Source organism: Undibacterium sp. SXout7W (assembly GCF_049339385.1).
Taxonomy (GTDB): domain Bacteria; phylum Pseudomonadota; class Gammaproteobacteria; order Burkholderiales; family Burkholderiaceae_D; genus Undibacterium.
Genome location: NZ_JBMPPF010000021.1, coordinates 14,614 through 31,832, shown reverse-complemented (window position 1 = coordinate 31,832; position 17,219 = coordinate 14,614). Strand labels below are relative to the sequence as shown.

Genomic DNA, 17,219 nt, shown 5'->3' with positions numbered 1-17,219 from the left:
TTCCCTGCAAGCAATCCAGTTTCCGGCGATAATAGGGACATCAGGTCGCAACAGCGACCTTCTTTTTTGGAGTTGTCGTTTATGCGCAAAGGCATTTTATTTGCCGGGTCCTCGTACATTGTCTGGGGCTTATTTCCACTGTATTTCAAAGCACTTCACACGGTTCCTGCATTAGAAATTTTACTGAACCGCATGGTGTGGTCGCTGATATTTCTGGCTGTCGTGCTGGCATGGCGTCAACAATGGTCATGGATAGCGCTGACCTTGAAGCAGCCGCGACTGCTCGCCAGCTTTGCCGGTAGCGCGTTGCTGTTGTCGGCAAACTGGTTTGTGTATATCTGGGCGATCAATCATGGACACGTGATCGATGCCAGCCTCGGCTATTTCATTACTCCGCTAGTGAATATCCTGCTCGGTTACATGCTGCTGGGTGAACGTCTGCGCAAAATGCAATGGCTGGCGGTATCGCTGGCCGCAGCGGGCGTCGGCTGGCTGACATGGCAAGCTGGTCATCTGCCATGGATTGCCTTGATACTGGCGCTCACGTTCGGCACCTATGGCCTGATTCGCAAAACATCACAGCTCGGTGCATTAGAAGGCTTGTCATTGGAAACCGGCATGCTATTCCCATTTGCGCTGGGCTATTTGCTCTGGCTGACCGCCGAGGGGCAGAATGCGCTGTTGACGCAAACGTCGGACATACAGTTACTACTGCTGGCAAGCGGCCCTGTCACCGCGATTCCATTGCTGTTGTTTGCGGCGGGTGCGCGCATGATTCCGATGTCGACTTTAGGTTTGCTGCAATATATCGCTCCGTCCTTGCAGTTTTTAACGGGAGTGTTGTTATTTGGTGAGCCATTTGACCAACACAGACTGGCAGGCTTCATCGCGATCTGGGCCGCCTTGCTGGTCTATTCCGCTGAAGGTTTATGGATTGGGTTTTACAAAGAAAATCGGGGAGTATAAGTAAAATCCGCTTTGATGTCGGCATAATCAAAGGCATAAAAAATAATACTCCCCCCAGTATAAAATACGCCAAATAGGCATAAAAATGCCTGATCGCAGGCGTCAGCAAAGAAACAGGGAGCCGTCATCACGGCGAGCAACCTGTTTCAGCTTACCTGTCTTGTGCTACACGTTTGTGTTACATTACGAGCTCGCTAGGGGTCCTGGATTTTTCCGGGTGAGACAGTCCCTCCTACCTGATCTGGATAATGCCAGCGAAGGGAAGCGCAAAGTTTGCACCTGCTGCATATCCCTGCTTTGTTTGCTCCCGCGCTGTCGCAGCTAAACGAGCACAACATGGCACACCAACACTTTTCCACTTTCCGCACTTCAATATTGGCGTTTTCTATTGCACAGGCATTCGCCCTGCATTCCGCCGTACAAGCACAAACCACCTCCCCCTCAGTGACGGAAGTCGTCATCAGCGGTAATAAACTGACTCAAAACAAAACTGACCTGAGCAAAGCGGCCGGCTTTATCGAGACGACCGCACTGGATACCCCCTTCTCTGTGAACGCATGGAGCACGCAGCAAATACAAGACCTGCGTATACGTCAGACAACAGATGCAATGAAGTACGATGCCAGCGTCAATGATGCGTATAACGCCGTAGGCTATGCAGAGCAGTTTTCCATACGCGGTTTTGCTCTTGATAATTCCAGCAGTTATCGCAAAGATGGTTTTGCCATTCCAGGCGACGCATCCATTCCACTCGAAAACAAAGAGCGTATAGAAATATTGAAAGGTATTTCTGGCTTTCAATCTGGCTTTGCTACTCCCGGCGGGATCATTAATTACGTCACAAAACGCCCGACCGCCAACAACCTGCGCAGCATCAGCACAGAGATATCAGAACGGGGCACGCTCTACGGCAGTATTGATCTGGGTGGCATGACAAGCGATCAGCAATTTGGGTATCGCATCAATGCGGCAACAGAGCGACTGCGCTCTTATGTGAAAGGTGCCAATGGCGAGCGCCAATTCATCTCAGGAGCGATCGATTGGCATATATCGTCCAAGGCATTATTGCAGATCGATCTGGACTATCAGCATAAATCGCAATTATCCGTACCAGGCTTCCAGTTGATCAACGGCACAGATCTGCCGCGCAACGTCAATGCCGATCTGATGCTCAATGACCAACCATGGGCAAAACCTGTGGATACGCGCGATAGCAATCTGGGGCTGCGTTTCGACTATCAGCTCAATCAAGACTGGCGCGCCAGTGTGTCAGCCAATCAACACGAGTTCAAACGCAATGACTACACAGCGTTTCCATACGGTTGCAGTGCTGCCAATCTGTATCCGGGCTACTGTGCTAACGGCGACTATGATGTCTACGATTACCGCAGCCTGAACGAATCCAAATCTCTGCTCGGAACACAGTTACTGCTCAACGGCCAACTGATGACCGGCAACATCGGCCATGTGCTGGCAACCGGGGTTTCCAGCTCACGTCGCCGCGATTATTTTGGTGACTATATTTACGATTTCGCCGGCACCAGCAATCTGTTCCGTTCCGTCGCCGTAGCACCATCCACCAATCAGCCCGGTGCTGCCAGTCTGCGTCGCACAGATAAAGAATGGTCGGTATTTGTACAAGACATTATCAGTCTGAATGACGCATGGAAACTGCATCTCGGCACCCGCCGCCTGCATATAGAGCGCACCCAGGCAAGTGTGTCTGGTGATGAGCGCAGCACATGGGTGTCGAATGCTGGCATCGTTTATCAACCGGTACACACGGTTTCTTTGTATGCATCCTTTGCGCAAGGACTGGAGCATGGTGGTATCGCACCATTCGGTACACTCAATCAAAATAGTATGATGAGTCCGGCGCGATCCAAACAAATCGAGTTTGGCGGCAAAGCGGATATTGATTCTCACCTGAGTATTTCAGCAGCAATTTTCCGCATACAAAAACCACTGGAATATACGAATAGCGCCAACGTGTATGTGCAAAATGGAGAAGCGCAACATACAGGTCTGGAATTATCGGCACAAGGAAAACTGAGCTCGCAACTGACTCTGGGTGCCAGCATGACTGCATTGGATACGACGCAACAGGATACCGGCAACACGGATATTGATGGCAAGCGCGTTCTGAACGTTCCCAAACTCAAATCCACAGTATATGCGGATTATGCCGTCAGCCAGATCAAAGGTCTGAGCTTGAATACAAGTTGGCAATATTCTGGCAATAAGGCCTTTTCAGTCGACAACAAAGTACTTGTTCCGGGCTATCAGGTATTCAATGCCGGTGCGCGTTACGTGGTACAGATGGCAGGCACTACGGCAACCTTGCGTCTGAATATCGACAATGTGCTTGATAAATTCTACTGGCGGGATGCCACTCAGTCTCTGGGCGGTTATATTTTCCCAGGAGCACCCCGGACATACAAAGTCTCTGCACAGTTTGATTTTTAAACTGACATCATCACCGATATTAATGAAATCAACATAAAAAAAGGAGACTCTGCGCAGTCTCCTTTTTTACTTAAAACAACTCTGAACTGTAGCCCTGAAGTAGCTCTGAACAATCGCCCAGAACTCAAATCTGGATTAACTGATCTGGATGAAGCTATCCATAATCGGCGCTTCAGACATTCGCCCTGACGAGAAATTCGATGCCAATTTCGCGCCAGCATTCGATTTCTTTTTGCAGCCAATATGCCACCGTCGGATGCAATGATACCCAATCACGACGCATATCGAGTTCTATATTTTTTTTCATCTTCAGGCGTATATCTTCGTAATCGATTTCAGCGCGAGAATGCATCAGCATGACTGACAAGCGCAGCGCCAGCACCGCTTTGGCAAAATCAGGATCAGCCAGCCCTTCCGAAATTTTACGAAGATTACCTTTCTGACTCAGAATCAACTTACTCATGATGCGCTGCTCACGCGTCGTAAAACCGGCCATGTCCGCATTTTCTATCATATAAGAACCGTGCTTATGATAGCCAGTATGCGAAATCACCATGCCGACTTCATGCAGCGTGGCGCTCCATTGCAGCAAACGCGAATAAATATCCGAAGCCGGTCGCAATTGCAGATAAATCGATTTGACCATATCCGCTACACGGTTAGCGCGTGACATATCCGTGTGGAACAATTGTGCGATCTTGTGTACGGACACCTCACGTCTGTCCCGTTTGGTCGCCCGTAGATATAAATCCCACATCACCCCCATACGCAGACCTGCTTCGATGGGCAACAATACTTCAATATTGAACTCTGTCATTAACCCGATCAGAATCGCCAGTCCACCAACAACCATGGCAATACGCTCAGGCTTGATACCACTCAGTTCCAGCTCGCTCAGTTTGCCACATTGTATGCAGTATTGTTTCAGCAGATTCAGGCTGGCCAGCGTCAGCTTACCATCACCCATTCCACCTTTGAGGATCGCATCAGAAATCGCTCTCATCGTACCGGATGAGCCGTAGGCCTTGCGCCAGTGGGCTGGTTGATACAAAGGAGCCGCATCTTCAAACATCGATCTTGCGGAGAGAATGGCTGCTTCAAACGCAGCTTCCGTTAAATGACCATCAGGGAAAAAATTTGCGCTGTGATTGACAGTGCCAATACTAAAGGACTCCACCTTGACAATTTCATGACCACGGCCAAGTATTACTTCAGTTGAGCCACCGCCAATATCCATCACCAGCCGCCGCTCGCCGGGAATGGCAACGGCATTTGATACGCCCATGTAAATCAAGCGCCCTTCTTCTTCACCAGAAATCACATCAATTGGAAGACCGATAGCTGCTTCAATGCGCGGCATCAATTCAGCGGCGTTTCTGGCAATGCGGACAGTATTGGTGGCGACAACGCGCACGTTCTCTAGTGGATAGGCATTCAACACTTCGCGAAAACGCGTCAGACAATCAACCGCCATCTGCATCGCCTCTGCGCTGAGGTTACCTTCGTGATCGAGTCCTGCTGCAAGGCGAATTGGTTCACGCGCACTTTTAACAATGCGTATCGCATTGCCTTCATGACGTGCAATATGCAGCCGAAAACTGTTGGAACCAAGGTCTACGGCAGCCAGCATGTTCTCTATCCTTTTCTGTCAATTAAAACAAAGATGTTCAGCAAGATACAATGTAAATGATATTAATCATTTTTTATGACCGGCAGGTGACGAAGCCGGAGGCGTGACAAAGAAACGTCGCTGCATACTATCAAGGCCCGTTGTTTTGAGTACTTCAGCCAATCGTTCAGCAGGACGCTTCGCTGGCAGCCCTTTATATTCAGCAATAATCAGTTCATTTTTCATGGAGTGCTCCCACCCCACCAACTCTGTCACACGCACTTGATAACCATGCGCTTCGAGTTGCAGACAACGTAGCACGTTAGTGATCTGACTACCGAATTCTCGTGTGTGTATCGGATGCCGCCACATTTCCGACAAGGGATTGTTGCGCACACTATCACTCTTATTTTTACGCAACTCGGACGCCACTTCTGCCTGACAACAAGGCACCAGCACCATGAATCTGGCTTTTTTCTTTAACGCAAATTCAATGGCATCATCCGTTGCCGTATCGCAGGCATGCAAAGCAGTCACGATATCAATACGATCTGGCAATTGATCTGAATTGATCGATTCCGCTACTGACAGATTCAGAAAAGACATACCGGGAAAATCAAGACGCTGCGCCAGTTCTGCCGATTTCTGCACCAATTCGTCACGGGTTTCTATGCCGTAAATATGGGCATTGGTTTGCGTCTGACCTGCCTTAAAAAACAGATCATATAAGATAAAGCCGAGATAAGATTTTCCAGCGCCATGATCCACCAGACTGATGTTGGCATGATCTTTTTCCAGCGACTGCAAAAGCGGTTCAATGAATTGATACAGGTGGTAAACCTGCTTCAGCTTGCGACGGCTATCCTGATTCATTTTTCCATCGCGTGTCAGGATATGTAATTCCTTGAGCAATTCAATTGATTGCCCGGGACGGATATCATGCTTCTCTTGACTGTCTTGCTGATGGTGTTGAGCCGGATTTTTTTTCATGTTGATCTGCGTGCTATTGGCGTGCTATTGAATGTCGGCGATACTCAGCCGACATGATAAATGAGAACCGCTACCCGTGAGTGACCAACTGCAGGAGTCAATGATGAACAACAACACTGATGCTGGAATGGATGCGGAAACCAGAAATCGGATATCAAAAAAAGGACCCAAGCTAAACCTTAGTCCTCTTGTTTTAGTATGCCGTGGGGGATTCGAATCTGCGACCAACGGATAAAGTACCCTAAGCTAGGCTAGCTCTCTCTCATTGAGCCACCTATTGAGTCAGGAGCCGTAGTATGTCCATTGCTCGACAAATATTATATCTTAATGATACTAATTTAGGCTATTTGATCGCACCTTCATGATGCTGAACTGGGCTGGATTCCATTGCATATTTGATTCGAAAGTGGTTGGCAACACTTCCGTAAGCCAACGGTATTTTCGAGGCTGTGCGATCGACTTGCACACCAATTGATGGAGGTCGCACTTTCCTTTTCAGCGTCGAAAATAAAAAGCCCAAGACCTTGCGAAGGCTTGAGCTGTATTAGGGATCAACTTTAAGAATCTATGCGGAAAGCTATGGTCGAATGTATTTTATATTTCTATGGGGAATTCTGTTCGCGCATCATTCATTGCTTGCTGCTCAGAGCGTTGAGCTAGAATGGCGACTGACTCCCTGTAGTCTCTTGCTTCTGATACTGAATAAAATTCTACATTTTCGCAATTTTCTTTGACCGCTTTTTCAATGGACTCTAAGCTTGTTCTGAAAAATTCTTTTCTATTATTTACTAAATTAATTCTATGAGCATCAAATATTTTATGTAGTTTATTTTCAAGCGCGGGTGCATCACTTGAGTAAATCATTGCATGAAGGTCGAAGGTAAATGGTACGCTAGCATTTCCAAGCTCTTTTACTCGATCGATAGGTTCAAGACGGCGAGTCATTCCTATTTTGTAGACATTTTCACCAAAAGATCCTGCATTCGAGATAATATAAACATGGCCTGCTTTTGTTTGTTGTGCCATGGATAACGCACGTTCACTTTTTTCATGTGCAATAGATAAGTCAGTGGTCAATGTTGCTATGCTTTGCTGAAGTTCGGATAGTTTTTTTCCTGTTGCTGTTTCCACTTCAATCATCGCTTTTTCTAGCATCTTCTTATAACGCTCCTCTTCTCGAAACGCGGCCTCGCTTTCTTCTTGCAGTTTTGCTTCCTCTCGCATTTGCTGACGAATGGCAAATTGCTCCTCTTTTATTTTTTGACGCTTGTCTTGTAACTCATATGCCAACCTGAACTCTTTAAGTTTGAGCTCCAGATATGCACGAGAGATTACAATTGAATTTTCTTCATTGAGCTTGTTGATTGATTCGAATGCTTTAACTATTCGCTCTTCTATCCTTGTTGCATTGTTCCATCTTGCGCTGGAAATTGCAGCATCGCACTCATTATTGAAGGCTCGACCTGTTAGGCGAATACCCTTATTGGAAAATGCTTTCCCCTTGGTTTTGTTGCCGTTAATTTCCCAGGTTGTTGTGCAGTTAATTGCAGTTTTTAGGCTTACCATTTCCTTTTGTTGCGTTTTTACTTTTTCCAATTCGTTTTTGTAGTCTTCAGTTGTTTCGAAATCGTAATGGTGTTTATAAAAGCCCAGCTCAGATAGCTCAATGGTTTCGTCATATATCGCAGCTTCTCTCACTAACGAGTCAAATACTTCCCTCTTCGCTTTATATGCTTTTCGAATCTCTTCAACTGATTTTTCTTCATCTTCCTTCATTTTTAATACTTTTTTTATTTCGTCTTCAATATTAGTTATTTTCTCAAACCTATTTATGTATTCATTGTGTGTTTTTGTCGCTTCAGCAAAATCATTTTTGTATCGCACTAGTTCAACTGTAATTTCTTTGATCATATTTTCTTTTTCTTTGATTTCCGTGACAGCTACATCTACCAATTTTGACAATTTAATTGATTTTTTCACATAAAAAGCGAGAAGTGCAAGAGCAATAATGAGCATGAATATAATGTTGTAGGGTTCCATGATTTATTTGAAATTTTCATTGAGGACGTTGCAAGTGATGACGTAGTAATTTACGCGCAAGCACGATGTAATGCGCGCATGCGGTTATCTATCCCTTACGACAAACTAAGGTGTTTTCGAGAACGTACGATAGCTTCAGTATTGATGGGTATTATCTTAGCAGCAGACAACATGATCGGATCAAGAGATTCTTTTTGGATTGTCTTGGTGGCCTTACCCTTTAGTAATGCGGTATACCGATGAGACGCCATTCGAAAGCATGACAATGTTTTGTTGGGGCATGTGGGCTAAAGAGCTTTAACGAGTCACTTCGAATGACAGAGATCGGCTGCCTATTGAGAGTATCCACATGGGGATATGGTTATGTGACAGAAGCGATAGGTCTCATATCCAGGATGAACGGGGTGAGAACTGACTGGATCGCCGGTTTCAATTTTCCTACCTTTCCCCCAGGGAATAATGTGCACCAGCATCAAGAGAGTTGAGAGAACAGGCGGAATCAAAAATGGACTAGAAAAAAAAGCCCACGAACCGAGGTTCGTAGGCTTTTTTGAAATTTTTGGTAGGCCGTGCGGGATTCGAACCTGCGACCAACGGATTAAAAGTCCGCTGCTCTACCAGCTGAGCTAACGACCCAAAACTTGCTAAAAAAGATAAAAGCTTTAATGCTGCAATAAGCTTTTTGTATTCGTGGTAGGCCGTGCGGGATTCGAACCTGCGACCAACGGATTAAAAGTCCGCTGCTCTACCAGCTGAGCTAACGACCCGAAAGACCGAGATTATATGGGGTAGACGCCCTCCTGTCAATGGGCGTCCCTACATTCAATCCGCGACCGCCTTATTTCAAGGCTGTCAGACGACTTTTCGCCGCTTGCGCGGCTTCAGTATCGGGATAGCGTGTAATCAGACTTTCCAATGCCTTTTTACTGGCATTTTTATCTTTTAATTCTCCGTAGCAACCCGCCACATTCAACAGTGCATCGGGTGTTTTGGGGTGATCAGGATAGAGTTTTGCCAGCTGTTGCATTGCCGGAATAGTATTCTTGCAATCACGCTGCGCATAATAAGAGCTGCCAAGCCAGTACTGTGCCGAGCCTGCATAGGCCGACTGTGGGTAATTCATCAGAAAACTGGAAAACGCCGCTGCTGAATTTTTATATTCAGCGCCTTTAAACAATGTCAGTGCAGAGTCAAAAGCACGTTGTTCATTGACTTCAACCGTCGCTTCCTTACCATCCACCGTCATCCGCTGAGGCTCTACTTTACGAAGTCGATTATCCAGATCCACATAAAAATCCTGCTGGCGTCGCTGGGCATTCGCCAGATCGTTCATCAACACCTCGATCTGTCCTCGCAACTTGGCAATCTCTGCGCTTAATAACTCATTCTGGTTCGCCAAATCCAGCGCACTGCTTTTATCTGCCTTGGTTTCCAACTTGGTATCGAGGCGTGTGTTGACCGCGTCGACTTTACTGCGCAAATCCAGAATTGCTTTACGCGCCTCATCGTCATCAAAAATCCCTGCAGAAGATACCGCAGGTAATATTGCTACGCCAAGCGCGGCAATGAGGATGGTCTGACGGACAGAGATAAATTTCATAGCAGTCTCAGGAAGTCTAAAATCTTGAATCAATACAAATAAGCCGGACTTCCTATAAAGAAAATCCGGCATGAGCCCCGCGTCAGACTCGGCAATCATTATCTACCGCCAAGTCTGTCACTCATCAAAAATTACTGATAAATGATGTCGGAACGACGGTTTTCTGCCCAGGATGCTTCATCGCTGCCAGTTGCTTTTGGCTTTTCTTTACCCAGAGAAACCGCTTCTACCTGTGACTCGGATACACCCAGCAAACTCAAGGATTTGCGAACAGCTTCTGCACGTTTCTGACCCAATGCCAGATTGTATTCACGACCACCGCGCTCATCCGTATTTCCCTGGATTAGGATTTTTCTGGTCTTATTCGTCGTCAAGAACTTAGAGTGTGCTTCCACCAGAGATTTGTATTCATCTTTAACAACATAGCTGTCAAAATCAAAATAAACACTACGTTTTGCCAACGCACCCTGAGTCAATGGATCAACAGAGCCAGTGTTAACAGTATTCACGGAACGCGGATCAGCTTGAGTTGCTGTCGCGTTCGCGGATTTGTCTTCCACTTTAGCTTTGTCTTCGAGAGGTACTTTGGAAGCGCATGCTGTCATCAGCACAACGCTGGAAATCAACAGTGCTAATGTCTTGGATTGAGATGTGAAACGCATTTTTTCTCCTAATGAATAAAGTAAATTACAGCTATTTCATGAAAGGACCCCAAGTGGGCTCCCGAATATCTCCGGCCTGAACCGTCAATTTTTGTTTCACTTTGCCATCCACCGACACCACGGCCAGTGATCCGCGACGACCGGACTCTGTCGCATACATGATGTAGCGGCCATTTGGCGAAAAACTCGGCGACTCGTCTTTTGTCGTATCAGACAAGCGCTGCTCCTGGCCACTGGCAAGATCCAGAACATATAACTGGAATTTTCCTTCGCGGCGCGAAATATAGGCCAGAGTTCTGCCATCCGGTGATATGCGCGGAGTAATATTATAACTCCCGCTGAAGGTGACTCTCTTTGCTTCGCCGCCATTCACACTCATACGGTAGATTTGCGGACCTCCGCTACGGTCACTCAGAAAGTAAATTGATTGACCATCCGCTGAAAATTGCGGTTCCGTATCGATTCCGCTACTACTGGTCAGTTTTTGCAAACCGCTGCCATTAGCGTTGACCGTAAATATCTGTGTCAGGCCATCGCGTGATAAAGCAATCGCCAGTTTGCTGCCATCTGGTGACCATGCGGGAGCCGAATTACTTCCCTTATAGTTGGCAATGACCGTGCGTTCACGAGTGACCAGGTTCTGCACATAAACCACTGGCTTTTTCGCTTCAAAAGAAACATAGGCGACCTTGGTACCGTCCGGTGACCATGCAGGAGAAATAATTGGCTCATTCGAACGCAAGGCAACCTGGGTTCCTTCACCATCAGCGTCTGCCACCTCCAGACGGTATTCAGAACCGGCTTTAGTCACATAAGCAACCCGAGTTGAAAACGCACCACGGACACCAATCAGCTTTTCGTAAATATCATCCGCAATCCGGTGGGCGGTCAGACGAGTATTTGCCGGTGGAGTGGCCAAGGAAAAACCCGAAAGAGTTGCCGATTTCAAGGTGTCCATTAATTTGTAACGGACATCAAAGCGACCATCACTGAGACGTTGCACGCTACCCACGACGAGCGCATCCGCACCTTTGGATTTCCATTCACCAAAATTAATCGGTGTGGTTTCTGTCATCACAGTAGCGACATCAATAATTTTGAAATAGCCACTACGTACCAGATCATCTTTAATAATGGTCGTGACCTGCTGCGGCGTCAGCCCTTCATCGGCAAAAGCAGCAATCGCCACAGGAATCTGGTTAGAACCAACCCCGGAAACTTCAACGCGCAATTGGGCATAAACAGGGGCTACGATCGCCATACTACCTATCGTGGTCAATACGGTGCTGAAGACCACTTTTACAGCATGTTTTTTTAGCATAGACATCATCAGAATTTATTCTTCCTTCATTCGATACACCAAATCAATACTCGGTGGCGGCGCACCAGTTTTATCTTTGGGAAATGGTGCTGATTTCTCAATTCCTTTTGCAACTGCCTCATCAAAACTGGCAATACCCGACGATTTGAGTTTGCGTATTGCACCACGGAGTGACCCATCTGGCAACAGCTCAATACGATATTCCACAGTCGGATTGCCATCAGAAACATCAATGGCGTTAAAAATCGTATTTGAACGTACTTTAGCCGCAATTTTTGCTGCATAACTTGGATCACCACGATTATTGCCAGTGGATTTTGCAGCAGTACCATTACCACCGCTCCCAGTCACACCCGCCTGCGCCGCGAGTCGTTTCATATCTTCTTTAAAAATCTTATCGCTGGCAGCCTTATCCTTCGCTTGTTGCACCTTCTGATCTGCCAGTTTTTGTTTTTCGCGCTCCTTATCACGCTCCTTATCACGCTCTTTTTCGCGCTCTTTATCTTTTTCCCTCAGTCGCTCTTTTTCGAGTTCCTGTTCACGCAATTTCTCACGTTCCTTCTCTTTTTTTACCTGTAGTTCTTTGTCGAGTCGACGCTTTTCCTCGGCCAGCTCTTGCTGATGCTCCGCTTCTTTTTTCTTCTCAAGCAGTTTGCGTTTTTTTTCTTGCTCAAGAGCGATCTGAGGATCCTCTTTCTGTACTGGCGCCTGAACTGCAGGACGTGGTGGTGGCGTTGTCTGAACAGGTTCAGGTTCTGGTGATGGCTCCTCGACGGCAACCGGCTTGGGTGCAGCCTCGCGCGTTGTCATATCCCACACTTCGGCTTCGACCGCGGTTGCTTCTTTGTTTTGCCAGCGCACACCAATCCAAAGAAAAGCGAGCAATAAGATATGCACAGACACGGCCAGCAGAATAGATCGCCATCCTCCTGACTGCTTCTTGCGAAAATGTGGATTACCTGATGCTAAGGCCTGATTCATAACCGTATGTGACTCGCTATGGATAACTTGGTTCCGGTTGCGCGGAGGAATGTTGATAGCGAAAATAAAATTTAATCTTGCTAAGGTGAAATTATAAACCGACTACGGTCCTGCTCTTCGTTCTTGCTACGTTCTATTACAAAGTCGGTTCACGGAGCAAGATTATCGCCGCAGACACTGGCAGATCGGTACTTGGCGAGAATACTGAATTCGATACTCCCATTTGTCGAGCATTTAGCCACCTATGTTCAATGGAAGGAGAAGGTGTAATTCACGTCCACAGCAGATTCACTGCCCGTACGCCCAACCACCGTAATCCGGCGTGTCAATTGCCAGGTGAGCTTGATGGCGCCGCTGGCATCGGACAAGCCTCGTTCCACCGACAATACCAGCCCCGGTACAAGACGCTTGGCAACGCTGACGACCTGATCGCTGCTGGTGGACGCTGACCCTGTGGACCCTGCAACAGTCTGACCAGGCAAGCGGGAGCCGGAAGTGCTGCCAGAAGCACCGATAGAAAATTCATCAAATCCCAGCCCTTGTACAATATAACGAGGGATATTACGACTGCCATCACCTCCAAAAATCGCCGATGCGGCTGACATTAACAAGGATGCATCGCCACCGGCAAGCTGATCCGAACCACGCCCCAACACCAGCCATGATAATTTTTCGGCATCTGGCACGGCGGGTTCAGAGACCAGCCTGACTTGTGGCGAGACCACCGTTCCGACAATTTCAACACCCGCTTCCACTGCCAGTCCTTGCCGCAAGGCACGGATATTCAAACCTGGATTGGAAGGAGAGCCTTGAAAGTTCAGAATGCCGCGCTCAATCGCCAATTGCTGACCGTATCCTTCGTAAGAACCTTTCGTCGTGCGAATAGAACCATTCGCCTGCAAGGGGCTGCCATCGATAGAGCGTAAACGCAGGCTGCCTTCTAATGCAGTATCCAGGCCGCGCCCCACGAATACAAAACGCTGTCCCATATCAAAACTGACATCCAGCCGGGTTTTAATTCCTTTTTTGGTAGGCTCAATCTCGCCTGCTTTGTTACGGCCTTTGTCTACGGCGCGGCTCACCTTCACATCACTGGACAGGCTTGGAGGGGGTAATTTAGGTAACTTGAAATAAGCACCATCCGTATTGACTTTACCCGTCAATGACCAGATACGATTAGCTTCAACAATACTCGCCTGACCTGAGACAACCAGCCAGCGATCCTTGCGCTGCAATAGGGGGAACTGGCGCCAGTCCGCCTGAATACTCCCCGTTTCCTTACCAATATCGATTTCTCCACTGGCTTTAAATTCGCCCTGCCTGCCAGTCCAGTCCACATCCTGAAATTGCGCATGATGCGGCATTCCAGTGACGTTATTGCTGAACTGTAAACGACTCAGTTTGATTCTGGTATCGTCAATTTGTGCATCCAGGCTGCCATTAGGCAACAGCACTCCCTCAGATGCAAACGCCAGTTCCAGTCCACGTCCAGTCAGATCAGCGTGGTAACGTGGTTTGCCTATGCTTCCAGCCACAGTCGCCTCCACATTGAGCCGACCTTTTAATACCAGACCAGGATTCAACCAGGGGCCAAGCCATTGCAAATCAGGAATCGATGCGCTGACTTTCCCCTGCAATCCGGCATCCTGCGCGACGGTCCATTGGCCTTGCTGCTTACTGATGACGGAACTGGCACTGGCATTCCAGACACCTAAACGACTACCATTGGCATTGAGCGTGAGATTGATCTGTTCGCCATCTGTGCCAGCCGCTAATCCTCCCATGCGCAACTGCATTTGCAGGTCTTGTATGCCCAATGGTAACGGCACGCCAGTACCATCCAGATCATTCAAGCGCAGATCACCACTTTGTCGCTGTAACTGCACCTGCCCCTGCACGCTCTCTTTCCAGCGCAGATTCCATTGCGCATTCATCTTCAGATTTCCAGTGACGGCATATTGCGGCCAAACCAATTGTGCAATATCAACCACGCTCGCCTGCTCCAGATGCCCCTGCGTCAGCAACACTCCCGGCGCCCATTCCAACTGATCAAGATACATACTGCCTAATGCACTTTGCAATTGAAAAGCACCTAGCTTCAAACTACCCGACGAGACTTGCACGCTGGCAGCCTTCTGTAAGCGGGCCTCGGTTTTTCCTTGTAAGACGAGGGATTGCAATTGACCTTTCCAAAATGGCGCTGATGCATTCGCCTCTTCTGATAATCCGCCTGTCGCCGATACACTCATCTTTCGCTGACCGGCAAACTGCGCCTGCAACGTCACATCATGCAATGAACGTTTGCCATTGAATTGCAGATGCAATTGCTCTACATGATTCAGACCTGGTACGCCACCAGAGTCAGCCTGAGCGCTGAAGCCCAGCGTCTCAACCAGCAATTGTCTGGCATCCAGCTCGCCCTTCCATGCGCCATTACTTGCCTTATCCAGATCCATATTGGCATGCACGCTGGCAATGCTGATGCTGTTGACACTGCGCGTGTTTTGACTATCTGCATGTTGTTCCAGTTTCAGTTTCTCTGCCTGCAAATTGAATTGAACTCCCGGGCTGCTGAGGCGCCCTTGAATACTGCCCTGCAATGTCATGCTTCCCTCTAATGCCATTTTCCAGGGAGCTAATATGGTATTGAAACTGCTGAGTTGCGGCGCTTCCAGATTCAGATGCAGTACATCATTGGCACCGCCCCAGCTTCCGTTTGCGGACAAGCGATTGCTACCCCATAGCAGATGTAATTGCTGTATTGCCAGTTGATGTTGCTGCCACTGCACATCGACTCCGCCTTCTAATGCTTGTCCGGCATAGTGACCTTGCAAGTGCTGCACCTTGGCTTGCAGGCTGATATGTGGCTGGAGTCGCCCTTGCACAGTCGCTTCTGCCTGTATTCTGCCTGAAGGACTTGCGATCCAACGGGCAGGATCAAATTGGGACAATTGCATCTTCAGATGCAAACTCTGTTCGCCTTTCAACGACAAGTCGCCGCTACCACTGGCTTGTGCATCATCTGCCTTTAATAAAAACTGACGCAGACTCAACATTCCATTAGTCGGCTGATAACTGCCCTCCGCCTTCAAACTTGCACGAACATCTGTCAGCTGCGCCTGAAGCTGAATGAGCTGATCCGGCGTCGTGTTGATATTGACAGCGCCTTTGATTTTGCTGGTGTGTAAACGCTGATCGATTAATTTCAAATCTACATCAGACAAGGTGAGTGCAGCGTTAACCTGATGACCGCCTTTCCGCCAATCATATTCTGCATGACCGTCCAGCCGCCCTTTGCCCGCCAGTATGAGTGCCATCTCCGCCAACGAAAACGTCTGACCGTTCCAGACCAGTCTGCCATCCAGTGACTGCAACGGCAGTCCGCCTTGATTCCAGGCCATCACCTTGGTATTGGTCAGATGCAACCTGCCTGCCAGCAACGCGGTCTGTTTTTCTTTTAATGATGGCTGCAAATCAAATAGCAGCCGCAGATCGGCGTTGGGGGCAGCAGCATTCCATTCCGCCGGGTTCAGATGTTGCACATCCAGCTGCATACTTCGGATAGGTTGTTGGGCATCAAATGGCGCAAGCAACGCCAGTACTGTGCCCCGCAAGCGGCTGGCAGCCGGTATTGCTGATGGCGAAGTCGATGACGGTGCAGTTTGTGACCGGGCGGCTGACTGCACTCTCGCATTCAATGCAAGCTGTAAGGCAGTCAGGCTACCACTGAGTTCGCCGTCAACAAGCGTAGGTGGAATTTCTTTGATCGCCTGTCCTTGCCAATGCAACTTCCCCTTGATCGCAAACGGTGAGCGGCTCGCCATTCTCGATTCGAGTTGGACACCTCCCCACGGCGTGTTGACATTGGTCTGCCAATCAAATTGCTGATGTGCGTAAGAAAACTGTCCGCTGGCTGCTGACAATTGCAAAGTCTCGGTCAGTTGCCCGTCCTTTTGCAATGCAGAGATCGCCAGGCGCGCTACTGCAAATTGCGAAACATGGACGCTGAACGGCAGACTGAGATCAGCAGGCAACTGAAATGCTTTATCGCTGGGCGCACTGGCAATACTCAGGCTTGTCGCCTGTAATTGATCAAACTGAATATGCCGGTTCCAAAGCGCAGACGGTTGCCATTGAAATTGGAGTGCGTGTCCTTCAATTCGTACATCCGGTGTCTTGAACAGCACATGTTCCAGACTCAGCTTGTCTATCAACCTGCCCCGAACACCCGTCACACTGAGTTTGCCGGCACTGGCTTTTTCTACCGTGGACAATAGCAGACGCGTACCGGTGTCCGTGGCGACCAGAGCAAACAGTGCCATCATGCCGATGGTGATGGCGAGACCAACGCAAAGCATGCCCAGCCATATTCCGCGCCGTTTTACATGAGCTTGTCGCTTAGGCAGATCGGCATGATCCGGATGATGTGATTCAGCGATCGACTCATTAATCGACTCATTAATCGACTCATTAATCGACTCATTAATCGACTCAGTGATCGACCGATCAATATCTGAAGCGTCACTCTGCAACTGTGCAGTGCTGGTCGTGATTGCGGTAGGCTCTGTCTCTGTTGATTTCATA

At 48.2% G+C, this 17,219-nt stretch carries 10 protein-coding genes, 2 tRNA genes and 1 riboswitch; of the genes, 2 read left to right on the top strand and 10 right to left on the bottom strand.

The features are described 5' to 3' along the window. Positions 1–81: 81 nt before the first annotated feature. Positions 82–966: an EamA family transporter RarD gene (rarD, locus tag ACO0LB_RS17400; RefSeq protein ID WP_423051373.1), complete on the top strand. Its 885-nt coding sequence runs from the start codon at positions 82–84 to the stop codon at positions 964–966. A 186-nt stretch (positions 967–1,152) separates the two neighbouring features. After that, a riboswitch (TPP riboswitch) is annotated at positions 1,153–1,246 on the top strand. Positions 1,247–1,302: 56 nt separating this feature from the next. Next, the gene (locus ACO0LB_RS17395; RefSeq protein WP_423051371.1) at positions 1,303–3,432 is read left to right on the top strand and encodes a TonB-dependent siderophore receptor; all 2,130 of its coding nucleotides are present in this window, start codon (positions 1,303–1,305) and stop codon (positions 3,430–3,432) included. Positions 3,433–3,604: 172 nt separating this feature from the next. Here ACO0LB_RS17395 and ACO0LB_RS17390 read toward each other — a convergent pair whose 3' ends face one another. The 10 genes from ACO0LB_RS17390 to ACO0LB_RS17345 form a co-directional block, all read right to left on the bottom strand. Continuing rightward, positions 3,605–5,062: a Ppx/GppA family phosphatase gene (locus ACO0LB_RS17390; protein WP_423051369.1), complete on the bottom strand. Its 1,458-nt coding sequence runs from the start codon at positions 5,060–5,062 to the stop codon at positions 3,605–3,607. Positions 5,063–5,128: 66 nt separating this feature from the next. Beyond that, entirely contained in the window at positions 5,129–6,031 is a 903-nt protein-coding gene (locus ACO0LB_RS17385; protein ID WP_423051367.1) for a class I SAM-dependent methyltransferase, read from the bottom strand. A 594-nt stretch (positions 6,032–6,625) separates the two neighbouring features. Further along, positions 6,626–8,071 carry a DUF4041 domain-containing protein gene (locus ACO0LB_RS17380; protein ID WP_423051365.1) on the bottom strand — a complete coding sequence of 482 codons (1,446 nt, stop codon included), beginning with the start codon at positions 8,069–8,071 and terminating at the stop codon, positions 6,626–6,628. A gap of 560 nt (positions 8,072–8,631) precedes the next feature. Next, a tRNA-Lys gene (locus tag ACO0LB_RS17375) sits at positions 8,632–8,707 on the bottom strand. A gap of 55 nt (positions 8,708–8,762) precedes the next feature. After that, positions 8,763–8,838 (bottom strand) — tRNA-Lys (locus tag ACO0LB_RS17370). Positions 8,839–8,909: 71 nt separating this feature from the next. Beyond that, positions 8,910–9,671 (bottom strand): tol-pal system protein YbgF, encoded by a 762-nt coding sequence (gene ybgF / locus ACO0LB_RS17365; RefSeq protein ID WP_423051363.1) that lies wholly within the window; start codon positions 9,669–9,671, stop codon positions 8,910–8,912. Positions 9,672–9,802: 131 nt separating this feature from the next. Further along, entirely contained in the window at positions 9,803–10,333 is a 531-nt protein-coding gene (gene pal / locus ACO0LB_RS17360; protein WP_423051361.1) for a peptidoglycan-associated lipoprotein Pal, read from the bottom strand. Positions 10,334–10,364: 31 nt separating this feature from the next. Continuing rightward, positions 10,365–11,660 carry a Tol-Pal system beta propeller repeat protein TolB gene (gene tolB, locus ACO0LB_RS17355; protein WP_423051472.1) on the bottom strand — a complete coding sequence of 432 codons (1,296 nt, stop codon included), beginning with the start codon at positions 11,658–11,660 and terminating at the stop codon, positions 10,365–10,367. 9 nt (positions 11,661–11,669) lie between these two features. Further along, complete coding sequence (gene tolA / locus ACO0LB_RS17350) at positions 11,670–12,635, bottom strand: cell envelope integrity protein TolA (protein WP_423051359.1); 966 nt, start codon at positions 12,633–12,635, stop codon at positions 11,670–11,672. A 248-nt stretch (positions 12,636–12,883) separates the two neighbouring features. Next, positions 12,884–17,218, bottom strand: coding sequence for a translocation/assembly module TamB domain-containing protein (locus tag ACO0LB_RS17345; RefSeq protein ID WP_423051357.1), 4,335 nt, complete (start codon positions 17,216–17,218; stop codon positions 12,884–12,886). Position 17,219: the final 1 nt, after the last annotated feature.